This window comes from Streptomyces sp. NPDC053673 (assembly GCF_055585225.1).
In genome coordinates, this window is the sequence record NZ_JBVJKN010000010.1 from 153,791 (window position 1) to 171,036 (window position 17,246).

Below are 17,246 nucleotides of genomic sequence, written 5' to 3' on the forward strand. Positions count from 1 at the left end.
GAGCCTCGCAACCCGCGCCAGCGAACTCGGTTACCAATGAACTGGGTTACCAGCGAATTGGCGGAAACGGCGGCAGTGGCGACATCGGAAGCAATGGCGGCAACGGCAGAAATAGCGGCAGCTGCAGAAATGGCGACAGCGGCGGTGCATTGCTGTCGGGCGTCGCGCACTTCCCGGTCCGCTGTGATCAGTCGGCCAGGCGGAATGCCAGTTCCATCTCCCACTTGGCCGGATCCGGCTCGACACGCGGGTCCGTGAGGTACGACTCGATACGGCAGCCCCAGCGTTCCACGCTGTTCGCCTCTGTGATCAGGTCCCATTCCAGGCCCTCCGCCGCTGCCCATTCCCGCAGCCGCGTAATGGCACCGAACAGGCCGTCGGGATGGCCGACATGCGTCAGGGTGGCGTACCGGCCCGCGGGCAGGGTGCCGATCACCATGTCGCCCTCGGGCTCGGGCGGGGAGGTGACCGGGACGCCCGCCTCGACCACCGATTCGCCGTCCATGTCGATGGCGTAGAAGCGGAAGGACGGGGCTCCGGCAGGAGCGATGCCGTGCGAGGCCAGCCAGGCGACGATCTCGGGGAGACGGTCCGCGATGACGTCGAACGCGTCCATCCTGACGGACCTTCTGACACCCACGTAGGTCTGCTCGGGACGCTGTACGACGGTGGGTCGGTGCTGCTCCATGGGTTCCCTCGTGACATCAAGGACCGTGCCGGTGGCCGGAGTTCATCGGTCACAGGCGCCGGTGCGTTCACCAGTGAGCGTGCGGTGCGCGTGCTGGTGTGCGTGTCGACGGGCGCACCGGCCGCACGCGCTCACGTCAGTTGCCCGCGATGTCCTTCACCGCGACCGAGACCGGCACGGCCCCGCCGATCAGTTCCAGCGTGAGCCCGGCCGTCGCGGGGGTCTCGATGAGCTCCGCGACGACCGCGGCCACGTCGTCCCGGGGCACCGGCCCGCGTCCGGTGTCGGCCTCCAGGCGGACCAGCCCTGTCCCGGCGTCGTTCGTCAGCATCCCCGGGCGCAGGACCGTCCAGTCGAGACCGCTCTTGCCTCGTACGTGCGCGTCGGCCGCGCCCTTCGCCCGCAGGTACGCGTCGAACACGTCGTCCCCCCGGTGCTCGGGGTCGGCGCCCATCGACGAGATGACGATGTACCGCCGTACGCCCGCCCGTTCGGCCGCGTCCGCGAAGAGCACCGCCGCGCCGCGGTCCACCGTGTCCTTGCGCGCGCTGCCGCTGCCAGGGCCCGCGCCCGCGGCGAACACCGCGGCGTCCGCGCCCTGCAGCACCGCCGCGACCTGCTCCACCGAGGCCGACTCCAGGTCGAGCAGCACCGGCTCCGCGCCCGCCACCCGCAGGTCCTCACCCTGCTCCCGCTTGCGGATGATGCCCACCGGCTCGTGTCCGCCCGCCGCGAGCAGCCGCTCAAGGCGCAGCGCGATCTGACCATGTCCTCCAGCGATGACAATGCGCATGCTCACGACCGTACGCCGGTCGACCGCGACCCGCGCGCGGCGCACGGGCCCAGGAGCCGGGATCCAGCCGCCCCGTCGCCGGGTTACGACGCTCCCGCCCACGCGCCCGCTCCCGCCCACGCGCCCGCTCCCGGGCACCGCCCACGCACCCACGACCCCGAGCCCCGCCCCGGGCACCTGCGCCCAGGAACCGGGACCCGACCGCCCCCGCCCCCGCCCCGGAGCCCCGCGTGCCCGCTACGTCCCTACCTGCGCACGCGTGCCGCGCCACCTGCGCACACGTGCCGCGCCGCGTGCAGCCCCGCCCGCGCCCGCCCCCGTCCCCGCCCCCGTCCCGCATCCTGACGCTCACGGCCCGGGATCCTCGCGGTCTGAGATCTTCACAGCCCGGGATCCTCGCGGTCCGGGATCCTCACGGCCCGGGATCCGGCCGCCCCTGGCGAGGCAGTTCGAGGGCGACGGCCGCCGCCGAGTCGCAGTACTCGCGCACCGCGCTGGTGCGGGCCACCACGCGCCCCCTGTGGACGACGATCCTGCTGTAAGCGAGCGACAGCACGCCCGCGAGCCGATCGCCGCGCACCGCCAGCAACTCGGCCGGGAAGCCCGCCTCCACCCGCACCTCGGGCAGCCCCATCGCCTCCCGCGCCGTCGCGCTCACCGCGTCGTACGCCTCCGGGGCGCGCAGCCCGCCCTGGGAGGCCAGCAGGAAGGCCGCCTCCAGCGGGTCGCCGCGCCCCACCGGGTTCGCCACGTCACGCATCGCCCCACTGCCCGCCGCGACCCGCACCCCGGCCGCACGCAGCAGCCGTACCGGCGCGACGCCGCGCAGCTCCGCGCCCGCGCAGCCGCCCTGCGGCAGGCAGACCACCGTCACGCCGGCCGCCGCCAGCTGGTCCGCCGTCCGGGAGGCGAGCTCGGCCGGCAGCCGGGCCAGGCCCGCGCACGGGCCGACCGAGACGCCGGGCCGCAGCCCGCCCGCCATGGCGGCGAGCCGCGCGAGCCGCGCCGGGTCGTCGCCGTCCGTGTGCAGATCGACAGGACAGCCGTGTTCTGCGGCGACCTCGAGCACCGCCTCCGTGTACCCCGTCGGATCCGGGTCGAGGTCCGGGCTGCCGCCGATCACGGACGCGCCCATCTTCATCGCGTCCCGCAGCATCGCGAGCCCGTCCGCGCCGGCCACCCCGGTGAGCAGCCGGGGCACCGCGACGGCGGTCAGCTCGGCGAGCCCGCGCAGCGACCGGCGCGCCTGCAGCACCGCCTCCAGCGGATCCAGCCCCTGCACATCACCGATCCGTACGTGCGAGCGCAGCGCGGTCGCCCCGTGCCCGAGCTGCAGCAGGGCGGCCTCGGTGGCGCGCCGCTGGACATCCTCCGTGGCGTACGACACGGGCTCCTCGGCCGTGAGCGCGGTGAGCGCGGTGTCGCCGTGGGCGTGCGGCTCGGCGGGGGCGGGGAGCAGCAGATAGCCGCTCAGGTCCACGCGCGCGGAGTGCACCTTGGGCGTCGCGCTGAGGCTGCCTGCGGTGCCGACGGCCTCGATACGTCCACCGCTCAGCCGTACGTCGACCGTGCGGCCGTCGGTGAGGCGGGCGCCGCACAGGAGCAGCGCGGCGGTGTCTGCGGTGGTGCCGTCGGCCGGCTGTGCCTGACTGTCGGGCATAGCGCTCCTGGTGGGCGGGGTCCTGCGGAATCGGCGGGAACGAACGGGCGGTGGCGGGCGGCCTGCGGACGATCAAGATCACCCGGCGTGGGTCGAGCCTAGGGGCGCCCCGACCGCGCATCGAGAAGGAGCGCAATAGTCGTACCGGTGTGACCACGAGTGGCGTACGGGACAGGCGTGACAGTGCTCCCACGGAGCTCTGGACCGAGCCCCGCACTGAGCCGCGCACTGAGCCCTGCACCGAGGCTGCACCGAGGCCCGCACGTACGCCCCCGAAGGTGGCCAGCGTGGCCCGTAAACGGATTTGGGCGATCGGCGGCCGACCGTGTAATGTCTTCATCGCTCGCCCCAATAGCTCAGTCGGCAGAGCGTCTCCATGGTAAGGAGAAGGTCTACGGTTCGATTCCGTATTGGGGCTCTGATGTTGGGTGATCCTCGCCTTCGGGCGAGGGGATCCGGCATCGCAGCGGTGTAGCTCAGTCGGTAGAGCAAGCGGCTCATAATCGCTGTGTCACCGGTTCAAGTCCGGTCACCGCTACACACAGTAGCCGATTGTGGGGTCGGTCCTTCGATCGGCTACTCTTTTCTGCGTTCATCCGTCCCATCCGTCCAAGGAGCACTCACGTGGCTGCCACCGACGTCCGCCCGAAGATCACGCTGGCCTGCGTGGAGTGCAAGGAGCGGAACTACATCACCAAGAAGAACCGGCGCAACAACCCGGACCGCCTTGAGATGAAGAAGCACTGCCCGCGCTGCAACGCGCACACCGCGCACCGCGAGACGCGCTGAATCAGGCTCGAACGCGAGGCCGTCCCCACCAGGGGGCGGCCTCGTGTCGTTTGTTCCGGTGGTCCGGCAAGACATCCGGTTCCGGCAGGAGACCCGGCCGGTTCCGGCAAGAGATCCAGGAGGTAGCGCGTCCATGGCGCTCGACCAGTCCTTTGTGGGGCGGACCTATCCGCCCACCGCGCCGTACGAGGTCGGCCGGGAAAAGATCCGGGAGTTCGCCGAGGCGGTGGGTGACACGAATCCCGCGTACACCGACCCCGATGCCGCCAAGCAGCTCGGCCACTCCGATGTGATCGCCCCGCCCACTTTTGTGTTCGCGATCACTTTCAAGGCCGCAGGAGAGGTCATCGCGGATCCGCAACTGGGCCTGGACTACAGCCGCGTGGTGCACGGCGACCAGAAGTTCGCCTACAGCCGCCCGGTGCGGGCGGGGGACCGGCTCACGGTCACCTCGACCATCGAGGCGATCAAGTCCCTCGCGGGCAACGACATCCTGGACGTCCGCGGTGAGGTGCACGACGAGGCCGGTGAGCACGTCGTGACCGCGTGGACCAAGCTCGTGGCGCGCGGCGCCGAGGAGGCCTGATCGTGATGGCGGCGAAGATCGCATACGCGGACGTCGAGGTCGGCACCGAACTGCCCGCCCAGAGCTTTCCGGTGACCCGGGCGACGCTGGTGCAGTACGCGGGCGCCTCCGGGGACTTCAACCCGATCCACTGGAACGAGAAGTTCGCCAAGGAGGTCGGGCTGCCGGACGTCATCGCGCACGGCATGTTCACCATGGCCGAGGCGGCCCGTGTGGTCACGGACTGGGTGGGCGATCCGGGAGCGGTCGTCGAGTACGGCGTGCGCTTCACCAAGCCCGTGGTCGTACCCAATGACGACGAGGGCGCGGTCATCGAGGTCAGCGGCAAGGTCGCGGCGAAGCTGGACGACAACAAGGTGCGCGTCGACCTGACGGCGATGTCGGCCGGCCAGAAGGTGCTGGGTATGTCGCGGGCGGTAGTACGGCTCGCCTGACAGGGGCATCGGCATGTCGCTGCACTTCGCGCCCGCCGCCAGTCTCGTCATGTCGAGCGTCCGCCCGGCGGAGCAGGGCATCGCCTCCGGCGCGAACAACGCACTGAGGGAGGTCGGCGGGGCGCTCGGTGTGGCGGTCCTCGCCTCCGTCTTCGCGCGCAGGGCGGCTATGAGTCACCGGACGCCTTCGTGGACGGCACGGTCCCGGCGCTGTGGATCGGTGCGGGGGCGGTGGGCCTCGGCGCGCTCGTGGCCCTGCTGATTCCCCGGCGGCGGGGGGCGGCCGCCGCGGCCCGTGACGAGGCACACGAGCCGGCCCGTGACGAGGCACACGAGCCGGCGCACGACGAGGCGCCCGCCCCGGCCGGAACGGCCCCGGCGAACGCGTGACGGCGTGAGCGCGGGCACACCGTCCGTGAGCCCGGGCGCACCTCGTCCGTGAGTCCGGGCACACCCCGTCCGAGGACACCCCGGCCCCGCCAGGGCCGGGGTGAGCCGTTCCGTACTCTTGTCCCCGTGCAGGAACTCCTTGACGCCCCCCTCGCCCCGCTGACCACGTTCCGCCTGGGCGGACCGGCCACGCGCCTCGTCACCGCCACCACGGACGAGGAGGTGATCGCCGTCGTCCGCGAGGCCGATGCCGCGGGGACGCCGCTGCTGGTCATCGGGGGCGGCAGCAACCTGGTGATCGGGGACAAGGGGTTCGACGGCACGGCCCTGTGCATCGCGACCACCGGGTTCGAGCTGGACGGTACGACGCTCGAACTGGCCGCGGGCGAGGTCTGGGACCAGGCCGTCGCCCGGACCGTCGAGGCGGGACTGGCCGGGCTCGAATGCCTCTCGGGGATCCCCGGCTCGGCCGGGGCCACGCCGATCCAGAACGTCGGGGCGTACGGCCAGGAGGTCTCCTCGACGATCACCGAGGTCGTGGTGTTCGACCGCCGCAGCGGTGAGACGGTCACCATCCCGAACACGGAGTGCGGCTTCTCGTACCGCCACAGCCGCTTCAAGGCGCACCCCGACCGCTACGTCGTGCTGCGCGTGCGGTTCGAGCTGGAGGACGCGGGGGGCCTGTCCGCGCCGATCAGGTACCCGGAGACCGCCCGCGGCCTCGGCGTCGGGGCCGGGGACCGGGTCCCGGCGGCGGCCGCGCGCGAGGCGGTCCTGAAGCTGCGCGCGGGCAAGGGCATGGTTCTGGACCCCGAGGACCACGACACCTGGTCGGCCGGGTCGTTCTTCACGAACCCGATCCTGACCGCCGCCGAGTACGAGACCTTCCTCGCCCGGGTACGCGCCCGGCTCGGCGACGGGGCCACCCCGCCCGCGTACCCCGCGGGCGACGGCCACACCAAGACCTCCGCCGCCTGGCTCATCGACAAGGCCGGCTTCACCAAGGGGTACGGCGACGGTCCGGCCCGTATCTCCACCAAGCACACCCTCGCCCTCACCAACCGGGGCGAGGCCACCACCGAGGACCTCCTCGCGCTCGCCCGCGAGGTCGTCGCCGGGGTCCGCGACGCCTTCGGAGTCACCCTCGTCAATGAGCCGGTGACGGTCGGCGTCAGCCTCTGAGCGCACTGGAGCCGCCCGCGCTCGACGGGACCCGAGTCGCTCGGTGTCGCTCAGTGCCGCTCGGTGTCGCTCAGTAAGCCACCGCCACCGCCTGCTTCACCGTGGCGGGGTCGTCCGCCATCGCGAGCATCGCGTGAGCCACGTCCGCCCGCGAGATCTTGCCGCCGCCGCGCAGGTTCGTGCCGATCGCCGTGCGGTAGTGCCCGGTCAGCGGGGCGTCGGTCAGGCGCGGCGGGCGCACCGACGTCCAGTCCGTCGCGCTGGCGCGCATATCGGCCTCCATGATCCGCAGGTCGTCGTAGTGCTTGCGCAGCACGCGCGACACGAGCGGTGTCCCGATGTACCGCAGGAAGAACGTCTCGTCCTCCGGTACGGGTCCGAGCGGCGCCGCGCTCACCGCCAGGAAGCGCCGCGTCCCCTCCGCCTCCATGGCCTGGAGGACCAGGCGCGTGAGGCGGGAGGCGACACCTACCTGCTTGGTACTGCGTGGGCCGAGACCCGAGAAGACCACGTCCCGGCCCGCGACCGCCTGCCGCAGCGCCTCCGGGTCGTCGAAGCGGGGAGTGCGGATCTCCAGCCCCTCGCCCGTGACCGGAAGCCGCGCCGGGTCGCGGACCACCGCTGTGACCTGGTGGCCTGCTGCCAGGGCCTGCCGGACGATCTCCTGGCCGATGCCCCCGCTGGCGCCGAGAACCGTGAGCTGCATGACGAGCCTCCCGAGGTGGTGAGTGTTTACTCACCACTAGGGTGAGTAAACACTCACCCGCTCGTCAAGCCCCGCTCGTCAAGCCCCGCTCGTCAGCCCCGCCCGTCAAGCCCGGCGCTCAAGCCCTGCCTGTCCAAGCCCCGCTCGTCACGCCCCGGAAGGAGCACCATGGAGAAGCCCACACGCGAGCGCATTCTCGACGCCGCCCATGAACTGATGCTCAGCGTCGGTCTGGCCCGCGCCACCACCAAGGCCATCGCCGCGTCCGCGGGCTGCTCCGAGGCCGCGCTCTACAAGTACTTCGCGAGCAAGGAAGAACTGTTCGTGAGCGTGCTCCGGGAACGGCTGCCGCAGCTCGCCCCGCTGCTGCGCCGGCTCGTCACCGACCCGGGGGAGCGAACCGTCGAGGAGAACCTCACCGAGATCGCCCGCCAGGCCACCCTCTTCTACGCCCAGAGCTTCCCGATCGGAGCGTCCCTCTACGCCGAGACCAAACTGAAGGCCCGCCACGACGACGCCATGCGGGAGATGGGCACCGGACCCCACCTGCCCATCGAAAGCCTCGACGCCTATCTGCGGGCCGAGCGGGACGCGGGCCGTATCGACCCCGGCGCGGACACCTTCGCCGCGGCTTCGCTGCTGCTCGGCGCCTGCGCGCAGCGAGCCTTCGCCTACGACGCGAGCGCCGGCAAGCAGCACCCGCAGTCCGTCGACCAGTTCGCCGCGGCCCTCGCCCGGACACTGCTGCGCGGAATTTCCGTTGAGGCGGAGCCGCGCTGAGCGTCATCCTGGGGACCATGTCCGCCAACCTGTCCGACCTCATATGCGGCTGAGGCTCCACGAGTTCAGGCCGCGCACCGGCGCGCACACGTACCGGATCGTGCAGCCCCGGCATCCCCTCCGGCACACGACGCTGAACGACCCCCTGCACGACAGATGGGGGTATCTGCTCGGCGACCACGACGGACTGTCCCGGCTCGCGGGACTGTGCGCCTTCGCCGCGTTCTCACGCCACACGGTGGTGCACGTGCCGCTGCGCGAGAGCCTGCCGAGGACGTTCTTCCCGGGTGTTCCGGTCGACATCGTCCTCGTCCACCACTCACTCGGCCTGTCGCCCTCCCGCTGGCCCGGGCTCCGCGCCGGACTGCGCCACGGCACACCGCTGACGGTCCGGACGGACGAGCGTCGCACCGCGGCCCACGCCGCCGCCTGGCGGAAGGAATGGGAGGACCACAACTGGCGCAGCTCCCAGTGGCTGCGCCCGGCCGTCCACGCACGCACCCTGTTCCTCTTCGGCAGCCGTGACGTCTTCGCCGAGGCCGCCACCTGCTTCGAGCAGGCGGCGGGCAACGCTCCCCTGTCGAAGCATGCGGCGAAGGGCTTCGACGTCCTGGGGTCCTCCCTCAGCCCGCTGTTCGAGCCCGACCATCGCTGGGACCGGCCGGAACTGGACATCGGCTTCCAGGCGTATCCGCCCTACCGCCACTTCAGGCCACCGGGCCGGCCAGCCAGTCGTCGATCCCGGACAGCAGCTTCCCCCTGATGTCCTCCGGCGCCGCGGAGCCGCGCACGGACTGGCGGGCCAGCTCCGCCAGCTCGGCGTCCGTGAAGCCGTGATGGCGCCGCGCGATCTCGTACTGGGCCGCCAGCCGGGAGCCGAACAGCAGCGGGTCGTCCGCGCCCAGCGCCATGGGTACGCCGGCGTCCCACAGCGTCCGCAGCGGAACGTCCTCGGGTTTCTCGTACACCCCCAGCGCCACGTTCGACGCCGGGCACACCTCGCACGTCACTCCGCGCTCGGCCAGCTTGCGCAGCAGCCGGGGATCCTCGGCCGCCCGTACGCCGTGGCCGATCCGCGAGGCGTGCAGATCGTCCAGGCAGTCCCTCACGGACGACGGGCCGGTCAGCTCGCCGCCGTGCGGGGCCGCCAGCAGCCCGCCCTCCCGGGCGATGGCGAACGCCCGGTCGAAGTCGCGTGCCATGCCGCGCCGCTCGTCGTTCGAGAGCCCGAAGCCGACCACGCCCCGGTCCGTGTGGCGCACCGCGAGCCGGGCCAGGGTACGGGCGTCCAGGGGGTGCTTCATCCGGTTGGCGGCGACCACGACCCGTATCCCGAGGCCGGTCTCGCGCGCCGCGCCGTCCACGGCGTCGAGGATGACCTCGAGCGCGGGGATCAGCCCACCCAGCATCGGCGCGTACGACGTCGGGTCGACCTGGATCTCCAGCCAGCCGGAACCGTCCTTGACGTCCTCCTGGGCCGTCTCCCGAACCAGCCGCTGGATGTCCTCGGGCGCCCGCAGGCAGGAGCGCGCGATGTCGTAGAGCCGCTGGAAGCGGAACCAGCCGCGCTCGTCCGTCGCCCGGAGCTTCGGCGGTTCGCCGCCGGTCAGCGCGTCGGGGAGGTGCACGCCGTACTTGTCGGCGAGTTCGAGGAGGGTGGCGGGCCGCATCGACCCGGTGAAGTGCAGATGCAGATGGGCCTTGGGCAGCAGGGTGAGATCTCGGACGTCCGGGGGGTTCGGGGGGTGTCCCGCTGAAAGGTGGGGCATTACAGGATCCTGCCGCACGCCCCGCCCGTACGGCACCCCCTTTCCCCGATCGGGTCCTTGCCCGAACGAAGAAACGGACCCCCGGCCGAAGCCGGGAGCCCGTCAGAAAGCGGAACTGGCGGCACTGGGGGAACCAGCGGAACCAGCGGAAACCGGAACCTCAGTCCCGGGCCTCCGAGAGCAGCTTCTGGATCCGCGAGACACCCTCGACCAGGTCCTCGTCGCCCAGCGCGTACGACAGCCGCAGATAGCCCGGCGTACCGAAGGCCTCGCCCGGCACGACCGCGACCTCGGCCTCGTCCAGGATCAGCGCCGCCAGCTCGACCGAGGTCTGCGGGCGCTTGCCGCGGATCTCCTTGCCGAGCACACCCTTCACCGAGGGGTACGCGTAGAACGCGCCCTCGGGCGTCGGGCAGACCACACCGTCGATCTCGCTCAGCATGCGCACGATCGTCTGCCGGCGGCGGTCGAAGGCCTCACGCATCTTCGCGACCGCGTCCAGGTTCCCGGAGACGGCGGCCAGCGCCGCGACCTGCGCCACGTTCGACACGTTCGACGTGGCGTGCGACTGCAGGTTGGTCGCGGCCTTCACGACGTCCTTCGGGCCGACGAACCAGCCCACCCGCCAGCCGGTCATCGCGTACGTCTTCGCCACACCGTTCACCACGATGCACTTGTCGCGCAGCTCGGGCACGAGGGCCGGCAGCGAGGTGAACTTCGCGTCGCCGTAGACGAGGTGCTCGTAGATCTCGTCCGTCAGCGCCCACAGGCCGTGCTCCAGTGCCCAGCGGCCGATCGCCTCGGCGTCCGCCTCGCTGTAGACCGCGCCGGTGGGGTTGGACGGGGAGACGAAGAGGACCACCTTGGTCTTCTCGGTGCGTGCCGCCTCCAGCTGCTCCACCGACACCCGGTAGCCGGTGGTCTCGTCGGCGACGACCTCCACCGGGACGCCGCCGGCGAGGCGGATCGACTCGGGGTACGTCGTCCAGTACGGGGCCGGGACGATGACCTCGTCACCCGGGTCCAGGATCGCCGCGAAGGCCTCGTAGATCGCCTGCTTGCCGCCGTTGGTCACCAGGACCTCGGCGGGGTCGACCTCGTAGCCGGAGTCGCGCAGCGTCTTCTCGGCGATGGCCTTCTTCAGCTCGGGGAGGCCGCCGGCCGGCGTGTAGCGGTGGTACTTGGGGTTCTTGCAGGCCTCGATCGCGGCCTCGACGATGTAGTCGGGAGTCGGGAAGTCCGGCTCGCCGGCGCCGAAACCGATCACCGGACGCCCGGCGGCCTTGAGGGCCTTGGCCTTGGCGTCGACGGCGAGGGTCGCGGACTCGGAGATCGCGCCGATTCGGGCGGAGACCCGGCGCTCGGTGGGTGGAATAGCAGCGCTCATGCGGCCATCGTCCCAGACCCCGCTCGGCCCGGGCACACAGGTTTCGAAGAACGGACGGGGTGCTCACGGGACGGTGACCCGGCGCGTACCCGACGGCCGGCACGAACGCGAAAGAGAGCGAAAGAGCGCGAAAGAACGCGGACAGGAACCGCCTCGGAGCTATCTGTTCGACGCACGGCCTCTGACCACGTACACTCACTCGTCGTTGGCCCTCACCGACCACCTCTACTGATGCGGTAGGTTTGGGGGAACCACAAAGGGTCGTAGCTCAATTGGTAGAGCACTGGTCTCCAAAACCAGCGGTTGGGGGTTCAAGTCCCTCCGGCCCTGCTACACACACCGCCAGGATGTGTGCGCATGTACGTACATCAATGCACAGCCGTGCGGCTCGACCGGGCGCGGCACGGCCACGACCCGGAATCAGGTGAGAGACGTGACGGACGCCGTGGGCTCCATCGACATGCCTGATGCCGAGGACGAAGCGCCGGAGAACCGGAAGAAGACCCGGAAGGGCGGCAAGCGCGGAAAGAAGGGCCCCCTGGGTCGTCTCGCGCTGTTCTACCGCCAGATCGTCGCCGAGCTGCGCAAGGTCGTCTGGCCCACTCGAAGCCAGCTGACGACGTACACCACCGTGGTGATTGTCTTCGTTGTCATCATGATCGGCCTCGTGACCGTGATTGACTATGGCTTCCAGGAAGCAGTCAAGTACGTCTTCGGCTGATCCCGCGGAGGGCGCCTCATCGGCGCCCCTTTCGCATGTTCCACCCCATCTGTATCCAGGAAGAAGCAGCCACCGTGTCTGACCCGAACCTGAACGACGCCGTTGAGCCGCGCGTAGATGCAGCGGAGTCCACCGAGGACCAGCTCGACATCGTTGAGGCGGCGGACGCTGTGGACCCAGACCAGGCGGAAGCTGCGGACGCCGAGTCGGGCGTGCCGGCCGAGGAAGCCGCGATCCACGTCGAGGACGAGAGCGTCATCGAGGACGAGGACGAGGACGAGGACGTGACCGCCGAGGACGAGTCCGAGGCGGCCGCAGAGTTCACCGAGGAGGGCGAAGAGGCCGAGGAAGCTCCGGCCGCGGAGCCCGAGGCCCCCGCCGACCCGATCGCGGCGCTCCGCGACGAGCTGCGCGGTCTGCCCGGTGAGTGGTACGTGATCCACACCTACGCGGGCTACGAGAAGCGCGTGAAGGCCAACCTGGAGCAGCGCGCCGTCTCGCTGAACGTCGAGGACTTCATCTACCAGGCCGAGGTGCCCGAGGAAGAGATCGTCCAGATCAAGAACGGTGAGCGCAAGAACGTCCGGCAGAACAAGCTGCCCGGCTATGTGCTCGTCCGGATGGATCTGACGAACGAGTCCTGGGGCGTCGTCCGCAACACCCCCGGTGTCACCGGCTTCGTCGGCAACGCCTACGACCCGTACCCGCTGACCCTGGACGAGATCGTCAAGATGCTCGCCCCGGAGGCGGAGGAGAAGGCCGCCCGCGAGGCCGCCGAGGCCGAGGGCAAGCCGGCTCCGGCCCGCAAGGTCGAGGTCCAGGTGCTGGACTTCGAGGTCGGCGACTCGGTCACCGTCACCGACGGTCCGTTCGCCACCCTGCAGGCCACGATCAACGAGATCAACGCCGACTCGAAGAAGGTCAAGGGCCTCGTCGAGATCTTCGGCCGCGAGACCCCGGTCGAGCTGAGCTTCGACCAGATCCAGAAGAACTAACCGGCACACAGGTTTCCGATCAGGTCAGAACGGCCCTCATGGCCGTTCTGACCTGCTCGGTTTTTGGCCGCGCAGCCATACCCGTTATCGTTGTGCGGTATGCCTCCATCCGGATGACCGGGTGGAAGCCACGCAGTTTCAGCAAACTCTCACTAGGACCCGGAGAGAGCAATGCCTCCCAAGAAGAAGAAGGTCACGGGGCTCATCAAGCTCCAGATCCAGGCCGGCGCCGCCAACCCGGCTCCGCCGGTCGGCCCCGCGCTGGGCCAGCACGGCGTCAACATCATGGAGTTCTGCAAGGCCTACAACGCCGCGACCGAGTCGCAGCGTGGCATGGTCGTGCCGGTGGAGATCACGGTCTACGAGGACCGTTCCTTCACCTTCGTCACCAAGACTCCGCCGGCCGCCAAGCTGATCCTCAAGGCCGCGGGTGTGGACAAGGGCTCCGGCGAGCCGCACAAGACCAAGGTCGCCAAGCTGACGCGCGACCAGGTCCGTGACATCGCCACCACCAAGATGCCCGACCTGAACGCCAACGACCTGGACGCCGCCGAGAAGATCATCGCCGGCACCGCCCGTTCCATGGGCATCACGGTCGAGGGCTGACAGTCCCCGTCTGACCTCTCAGTGGCAGGGCCAGCGCCGGCCCGGACCACGACTCCACACCTGAACCAACAGGAGAAGAAGTGAAGCGCAGCAAGGCTCTCCGCGGCGCGGACGCCAAGATCGACCGGGAGCGCACCTACGCCCCGCTTGAGGCCGTCCGTCTCGCCAAGGACACCGCCACCACCAAGTTCGACGGCACCGTCGAGGTCGCCTTCCGCCTGGGCGTTGACCCGCGCAAGGCCGACCAGATGGTCCGTGGCACCGTGAACCTTCCGCACGGCACCGGCAAGACCGCCCGGGTCCTGGTCTTCGCGACCGGTGACCGTGCTGCAGCCGCGGAAGCCGCGGGCGCCGACATCGTCGGCTCCGACGAACTGATCGACGAGGTTTCGAAGGGCCGTCTGGACTTCGACGCCGTCGTCGCCACCCCGGACCTCATGGGCAAGGTCGGCCGCCTCGGCCGCGTGCTCGGTCCCCGTGGTCTGATGCCGAACCCCAAGACCGGCACCGTGACCATGGACGTCGCCAAGGCTGTCAACGACATCAAGGGCGGCAAGATCGAGTTCCGCGTCGACAAGCACTCGAACCTGCACTTCATCATCGGCAAGGTCTCCTTCGACGAGACGAAGCTGGTCGAGAACTACGCCGCGGCGCTGGAGGAGATCCTCCGTCTGAAGCCGTCCGCCGCGAAGGGCCGCTACATCAAGAAGGCGACCCTGACCACCACCATGGGCCCCGGCATCCCGCTGGACTCCAACCGCACCCGCAACCTCCTCGTCGAGGAGGACCCGGCGGCTGTCTGACCGGGCTGAGCTGTCCGACGGCTCGCGTCCTGTGAACCGGCCCCCGCACCTCTCCTGAGGCGCGGGGGCCGGTTTTTTCGTACGACAGTGTCAGAGACGTGGGTTACCGTTCAGTTGACGTCACAGACGAAATACCAAGGGGTGGGGATTCATGAGCATGTCCGCATGGAAGCGCGCGGGCGTCTCTCTGACGGCGGTTGCCGTCATCGCGGGGGTCGCGGGGTGCCAGGACGGTGACGGAGGGAAGAAGGCCGCAGCGCCCGGGAAGGCCGCGCCTCACTCCCAGGGCTCGGTGACCGAGGTCCTCCAGGCCGCGTACAAGAAGACGGCGGCGGCGAAGTCCGCGAAGGTCCGTATGACCATGTCCATGCCCGCGGGGATGGACGGCGGCGGCACCATGGAGATGACCGGTGTCCAGGGGTGGAACCCCACGGTGATGGACTTCACCATGAAGGGCTCCATGCTCAAGGCGGGCGACCCCGACGCCCCCGAGCAGATGCGCATGGTGTGGCTGGACAACGTCATGTACATGGACATGGGTGCGAAGAACGCCGCCCAGATGGACGGCAAGCGCTGGATGAAGATGGACCTCAAGGCCGCCGCGGAGGCCAGCGGCGACAAGGCCCTGCAGCAGCAGATGACCGGCAGCCTGGAGAACATGAACCAGGACCCGGCCCAGCAGCTCGCCCTGCTGCTCGGCTCGCCGAGCGTCAAGCACGTGGGTGCCGAGAAGGTCGACGGTGTCCAGACGCAGCACTACAAGGGCACGCTGACGTTCGAGGAGATGGTCAAGGCCAACAAGTCCCTCGATGTGCTCTCCGAGAAGGAGCGCAAGGACCTCGTCGCCAACGTCAAGAAGGCGGGCATCAAGGGGTACGACACCGAGGTCTGGGTCAACGAGGACAACTACCCGGTGAAGATGGTCGTCGGCATGAAGATGCCCCAGGGCACCGTGCACATGACCGCCAACTACTCGGACTACGGCGCCAAGGCCAGCGTCCAGGCGCCGCCGGCCAAGGACACCCTGGACCTCTTCAAGATGCTGAAGGACCTGGAGAACGCCGGGATGGACGGCGGCACCGGCTCCGGCGCCTGATAGCCCCGATGGACCGATTTGCTTGACGCGGGCCCGTTCCCGTAACCTTCCACAGAAGCCAAAGACCGCTGGTCGTTGCTGTGCCCGCAAGGGTGCGGTGGCCGAAGGATCCGCTAGCTGCGGACGACCCGCGCAGGTGACTGTGGATGAGCTCCCGGATGCCGCTCTTCGAAGAGCACAACCGGTCGAGCTACGCCCCGTGCGCCTGCGCCGGGGCGTTTCGTTTTGTTCAGCCCCTTCTGAGCGGTCCTCATCACCCGGAAGGAGGCCGACGCTCTATGGCAAGGCCCGACAAGGCTGCCGCGGTAGCCGAGCTCGCGGAGCAGTTCCGCAGCTCGAACGCCGCTGTGCTGACCGAGTACCGGGGTCTCACCGTGGCGCAGCTCAAGACGCTGCGTCGTTCGCTCGGTGAGAACGCCCAGTACGCCGTGGTGAAGAACACGCTGACCAAGATTGCGGCCAACGAGGCCGGGATCACTTCGCTCGACGACCAGTTCGCTGGTCCGACGGCGGTTGCCTTCATCACCGGTGACCCGGTGGAGTCGGCGAAGGGTCTTCGTGACTTCGCCAAGGACAACCCCAACCTGATCATCAAGGGCGGTGTCCTTGATGGCAAGGCGCTGTCCGCCGATGAGATCAAGAAGCTTGCGGACCTCGAGTCCCGCGAGGTTCTGCTCGCCAAGCTGGCGGGCGCCATGAAGGGCAAGCAGTCCCAGGCTGCCGCGCTCTTCCAGGCGCTTCCCTCGAAGTTCGTCCGCACCGCGGAGGCGCTTCGTGCCAAGCAGGCCGAGCAGGGCGGTGCCGAGTAATTCGGCTCGCGCAATGACCGTCGCCGCATAAGCGGGCGCTGGTCGCAGCGGGCCAAACGTACGCCCGCCGACATGTACATCCGGCACCAGCCGAATTAGTGGAAGGATCGCCCATCATGGCGAAGCTCAGCCAGGAAGACCTGCTCGCGCAGTTCGAGGAGATGACCCTCATCGAGCTCTCCGAGTTCGTGAAGGCCTTCGAGGAGAAGTTCGACGTCACCGCCGCCGCCCCGGTCGCCGTTGCCGGCGCTGCTGTTCCGGGTGCCCCGGCCGAGGCCGTCGAGGAGAAGGACGAGTTCGACGTCATCCTCACCGGCGCCGGCGAGAAGAAGATCCAGGTCATCAAGGTCGTGCGTGAGCTGACCTCCCTGGGTCTGAAGGAGGCCAAGGACCTCGTCGACGGCACCCCGAAGCCGGTCCTCGAGAAGGTCGCCAAGGACGCTGCGGAGAAGGCTGCCGAGTCCCTCAAGGCTGCCGGCGCCTCCGTCGAGGTCAAGTAAGTTTCGACTTGCTCCTCTGCCGCGCGGCACGGAGTCTCCTGACTCCCGCGCTGTAACGCGCACGCACTGAAGGACGATCACCCATGCGGGTGGTCGTCCTTCGGCGTTCCCGGAGGCACCCGGGTGGCTGTCTTGCACTGATCGCTGCGGAGAGTAAGGTGATCTTCGCCGTGCGCCAGGTGACGATCTCCACCGAGTGGGGGGCCTTGACGAACCGCACGCAGCGCGCAATTCTCAGGACGCGTCGTCACAACGGTCCAAACTCGAGGCATGGATCGACGACCGAACGGGCAGTATCGGTGTGCGCCTCCAGCGCACGGCATACCGCGGAGTTGAGAACAACGAGGGTCTCGGAAAACCCGCCCTGGACATCAGTGGGCCAAGTGGCTACACTGACCCTTTGCGCTGCCTGTTAGCTGCCCCCTGCCCGTCACCAGGGGCATACCCTCGCACGAGCATCGTTGACCGAATAGCCCTGACCTGGCCATTTGACCAATCAGGAGCCGTCTGTCTTCGTGCCCGGCTGGGGACCGGTACGCGCGTAGTGAGTCC

Annotated in this window: 19 protein-coding genes, 3 tRNA genes and 1 pseudogene; 17 read left to right on the forward strand and 6 right to left on the reverse strand. The window is 69.6% G+C overall.

Features of this window, described 5'->3' with window-relative positions; translation table 11 throughout:
* Positions 1–187: 187 nt before the first annotated feature.
* From ACZ6ZQ_RS17255 to ACZ6ZQ_RS17265, 3 genes are all read right to left on the reverse strand, one after another.
* On the reverse strand, positions 188–688 hold the full coding sequence (locus tag ACZ6ZQ_RS17255; RefSeq protein ID WP_469769359.1) for a GyrI-like domain-containing protein: 501 nt from the start codon (positions 686–688) through the stop codon (positions 188–190).
* Positions 689–824: 136 nt separating this feature from the next.
* Positions 825–1,481 carry an SDR family oxidoreductase gene (locus ACZ6ZQ_RS17260; RefSeq protein ID WP_469769360.1) on the reverse strand — a complete coding sequence of 219 codons (657 nt, stop codon included), beginning with the start codon at positions 1,479–1,481 and terminating at the stop codon, positions 825–827.
* A gap of 412 nt (positions 1,482–1,893) precedes the next feature.
* Positions 1,894–3,141, reverse strand: coding sequence for an amidohydrolase family protein (locus ACZ6ZQ_RS17265; protein ID WP_469769361.1), 1,248 nt, complete (start codon positions 3,139–3,141; stop codon positions 1,894–1,896).
* A 345-nt stretch (positions 3,142–3,486) separates the two neighbouring features.
* Between ACZ6ZQ_RS17265 and ACZ6ZQ_RS17270 the strand changes: the two genes are divergently transcribed.
* From ACZ6ZQ_RS17270 to ACZ6ZQ_RS17300, 7 genes and pseudogenes are all read left to right on the forward strand, one after another.
* Positions 3,487–3,559 (forward strand) — tRNA-Thr (locus ACZ6ZQ_RS17270).
* Positions 3,560–3,606: 47 nt separating this feature from the next.
* Positions 3,607–3,679, forward strand: a tRNA-Met gene (locus ACZ6ZQ_RS17275).
* Positions 3,680–3,765: 86 nt separating this feature from the next.
* The gene (rpmG, locus tag ACZ6ZQ_RS17280; protein WP_003948671.1) at positions 3,766–3,930 is read left to right on the forward strand and encodes a 50S ribosomal protein L33; all 165 of its coding nucleotides are present in this window, start codon (positions 3,766–3,768) and stop codon (positions 3,928–3,930) included.
* Positions 3,931–4,063: 133 nt separating this feature from the next.
* A complete protein-coding gene (locus ACZ6ZQ_RS17285; protein ID WP_453662608.1) occupies positions 4,064–4,516 on the forward strand; it encodes an FAS1-like dehydratase domain-containing protein in 453 nt (150 codons plus the stop codon).
* 5 nt (positions 4,517–4,521) lie between these two features.
* Positions 4,522–4,950: a MaoC family dehydratase gene (locus ACZ6ZQ_RS17290; RefSeq protein ID WP_453662606.1), complete on the forward strand. Its 429-nt coding sequence runs from the start codon at positions 4,522–4,524 to the stop codon at positions 4,948–4,950.
* A 4-nt stretch (positions 4,951–4,954) separates the two neighbouring features.
* A pseudogene (locus ACZ6ZQ_RS17295) lies at positions 4,955–5,340 on the forward strand (hypothetical protein); the annotation flags it as partial.
* Positions 5,341–5,466: 126 nt separating this feature from the next.
* Positions 5,467–6,522, forward strand: a complete 1,056-nt coding sequence (locus ACZ6ZQ_RS17300; RefSeq protein ID WP_469769362.1) for a UDP-N-acetylmuramate dehydrogenase — start codon at positions 5,467–5,469, stop codon at positions 6,520–6,522.
* Positions 6,523–6,592: 70 nt separating this feature from the next.
* Here the strand turns inward: ACZ6ZQ_RS17300 and ACZ6ZQ_RS17305 are convergent, their stop codons facing one another.
* Positions 6,593–7,228 carry an NAD(P)-dependent oxidoreductase gene (locus tag ACZ6ZQ_RS17305; RefSeq protein ID WP_469769363.1) on the reverse strand — a complete coding sequence of 212 codons (636 nt, stop codon included), beginning with the start codon at positions 7,226–7,228 and terminating at the stop codon, positions 6,593–6,595.
* A gap of 168 nt (positions 7,229–7,396) precedes the next feature.
* Between ACZ6ZQ_RS17305 and ACZ6ZQ_RS17310 the strand changes: the two genes are divergently transcribed.
* Together ACZ6ZQ_RS17310 and ACZ6ZQ_RS17315 are read left to right on the forward strand one after the other, a co-directional pair.
* The gene (locus ACZ6ZQ_RS17310; protein WP_469769364.1) at positions 7,397–8,008 is read left to right on the forward strand and encodes a TetR/AcrR family transcriptional regulator; all 612 of its coding nucleotides are present in this window, start codon (positions 7,397–7,399) and stop codon (positions 8,006–8,008) included.
* Positions 8,009–8,051: 43 nt separating this feature from the next.
* Positions 8,052–8,771 (forward strand): hypothetical protein, encoded by a 720-nt coding sequence (locus ACZ6ZQ_RS17315; RefSeq protein WP_469769365.1) that lies wholly within the window; start codon positions 8,052–8,054, stop codon positions 8,769–8,771.
* On the opposite strand, the gene ACZ6ZQ_RS17320 is transcribed toward ACZ6ZQ_RS17315, so the two are convergent.
* Together ACZ6ZQ_RS17320 and ACZ6ZQ_RS17325 are read right to left on the reverse strand one after the other, a co-directional pair.
* A complete protein-coding gene (locus tag ACZ6ZQ_RS17320) occupies positions 8,716–9,777 on the reverse strand; it encodes an adenosine deaminase (RefSeq protein WP_469769366.1) in 1,062 nt (353 codons plus the stop codon). The two genes, ACZ6ZQ_RS17315 and ACZ6ZQ_RS17320, sit on opposite strands and share 56 nt — an antisense overlap.
* 160 nt (positions 9,778–9,937) lie before the next feature.
* Complete coding sequence (locus ACZ6ZQ_RS17325) at positions 9,938–11,164, reverse strand: pyridoxal phosphate-dependent aminotransferase (RefSeq protein WP_469769367.1); 1,227 nt, start codon at positions 11,162–11,164, stop codon at positions 9,938–9,940.
* A 257-nt stretch (positions 11,165–11,421) separates the two neighbouring features.
* Between ACZ6ZQ_RS17325 and ACZ6ZQ_RS17330 the strand changes: the two genes are divergently transcribed.
* The 8 genes from ACZ6ZQ_RS17330 (at position 11,422) to rplL (ending at position 16,694) form a co-directional block, all read left to right on the forward strand.
* Positions 11,422–11,494, forward strand: a tRNA-Trp gene (locus ACZ6ZQ_RS17330).
* Positions 11,495–11,597: 103 nt separating this feature from the next.
* Complete coding sequence (secE, locus tag ACZ6ZQ_RS17335; RefSeq protein ID WP_453662591.1) at positions 11,598–11,885, forward strand: preprotein translocase subunit SecE; 288 nt, start codon at positions 11,598–11,600, stop codon at positions 11,883–11,885.
* A 74-nt stretch (positions 11,886–11,959) separates the two neighbouring features.
* Entirely contained in the window at positions 11,960–12,880 is a 921-nt protein-coding gene (gene nusG, locus ACZ6ZQ_RS17340) for a transcription termination/antitermination protein NusG (protein WP_469769368.1), read from the forward strand.
* 171 nt (positions 12,881–13,051) lie between these two features.
* Complete coding sequence (gene rplK, locus ACZ6ZQ_RS17345) at positions 13,052–13,486, forward strand: 50S ribosomal protein L11 (protein ID WP_003956479.1); 435 nt, start codon at positions 13,052–13,054, stop codon at positions 13,484–13,486.
* Between the two features lie 80 nt (positions 13,487–13,566).
* On the forward strand, positions 13,567–14,289 hold the full coding sequence (gene rplA / locus ACZ6ZQ_RS17350; RefSeq protein ID WP_469769369.1) for a 50S ribosomal protein L1: 723 nt from the start codon (positions 13,567–13,569) through the stop codon (positions 14,287–14,289).
* 151 nt (positions 14,290–14,440) lie between these two features.
* A complete protein-coding gene (locus tag ACZ6ZQ_RS17355) occupies positions 14,441–15,385 on the forward strand; it encodes an SCO4651 family lipoprotein (RefSeq protein WP_469769370.1) in 945 nt (314 codons plus the stop codon).
* Between the two features lie 278 nt (positions 15,386–15,663).
* A complete protein-coding gene (gene rplJ / locus ACZ6ZQ_RS17360; RefSeq protein ID WP_469769371.1) occupies positions 15,664–16,194 on the forward strand; it encodes a 50S ribosomal protein L10 in 531 nt (176 codons plus the stop codon).
* Between the two features lie 116 nt (positions 16,195–16,310).
* A complete protein-coding gene (gene rplL, locus ACZ6ZQ_RS17365; protein WP_469769372.1) occupies positions 16,311–16,694 on the forward strand; it encodes a 50S ribosomal protein L7/L12 in 384 nt (127 codons plus the stop codon).
* Positions 16,695–17,246: the final 552 nt, after the last annotated feature.

What these genes read in the sequence shown, in the direction of transcription:
- ACZ6ZQ_RS17255 (WP_469769359.1), bottom strand. Translation starts at nt 688, where the DNA reads ATGGAGCAGCACCGACCCACCGTCGTACAGCGTCCCGAGCAGACCTAC.
- ACZ6ZQ_RS17260 (WP_469769360.1), bottom strand. Translation starts at nt 1,481, where the DNA reads ATGCGCATTGTCATCGCTGGAGGACATGGTCAGATCGCGCTGCGCCTT.
- ACZ6ZQ_RS17265 (WP_469769361.1), bottom strand. Translation starts at nt 3,141, where the DNA reads ATGCCCGACAGTCAGGCACAGCCGGCCGACGGCACCACCGCAGACACC.
- ACZ6ZQ_RS17285 (WP_453662608.1), top strand. Translation starts at nt 4,064, where the DNA reads ATGGCGCTCGACCAGTCCTTTGTGGGGCGGACCTATCCGCCCACCGCG.
- ACZ6ZQ_RS17290 (WP_453662606.1), top strand. Translation starts at nt 4,522, where the DNA reads ATGGCGGCGAAGATCGCATACGCGGACGTCGAGGTCGGCACCGAACTG.
- ACZ6ZQ_RS17305 (WP_469769363.1), bottom strand. Translation starts at nt 7,228, where the DNA reads ATGCAGCTCACGGTTCTCGGCGCCAGCGGGGGCATCGGCCAGGAGATC.
- ACZ6ZQ_RS17310 (WP_469769364.1), top strand. Translation starts at nt 7,397, where the DNA reads ATGGAGAAGCCCACACGCGAGCGCATTCTCGACGCCGCCCATGAACTG.
- ACZ6ZQ_RS17315 (WP_469769365.1), top strand. Translation starts at nt 8,052, where the DNA reads ATGCGGCTGAGGCTCCACGAGTTCAGGCCGCGCACCGGCGCGCACACG.
- ACZ6ZQ_RS17320 (WP_469769366.1), bottom strand. Translation starts at nt 9,777, where the DNA reads ATGCCCCACCTTTCAGCGGGACACCCCCCGAACCCCCCGGACGTCCGA.
- ACZ6ZQ_RS17325 (WP_469769367.1), bottom strand. Translation starts at nt 11,164, where the DNA reads ATGAGCGCTGCTATTCCACCCACCGAGCGCCGGGTCTCCGCCCGAATC.
- rplK (WP_003956479.1), top strand. Translation starts at nt 13,052, where the DNA reads ATGCCTCCCAAGAAGAAGAAGGTCACGGGGCTCATCAAGCTCCAGATC.
- ACZ6ZQ_RS17355 (WP_469769370.1), top strand. Translation starts at nt 14,441, where the DNA reads ATGAGCATGTCCGCATGGAAGCGCGCGGGCGTCTCTCTGACGGCGGTT.
- rplJ (WP_469769371.1), top strand. Translation starts at nt 15,664, where the DNA reads ATGGCAAGGCCCGACAAGGCTGCCGCGGTAGCCGAGCTCGCGGAGCAG.
- rplL (WP_469769372.1), top strand. Translation starts at nt 16,311, where the DNA reads ATGGCGAAGCTCAGCCAGGAAGACCTGCTCGCGCAGTTCGAGGAGATG.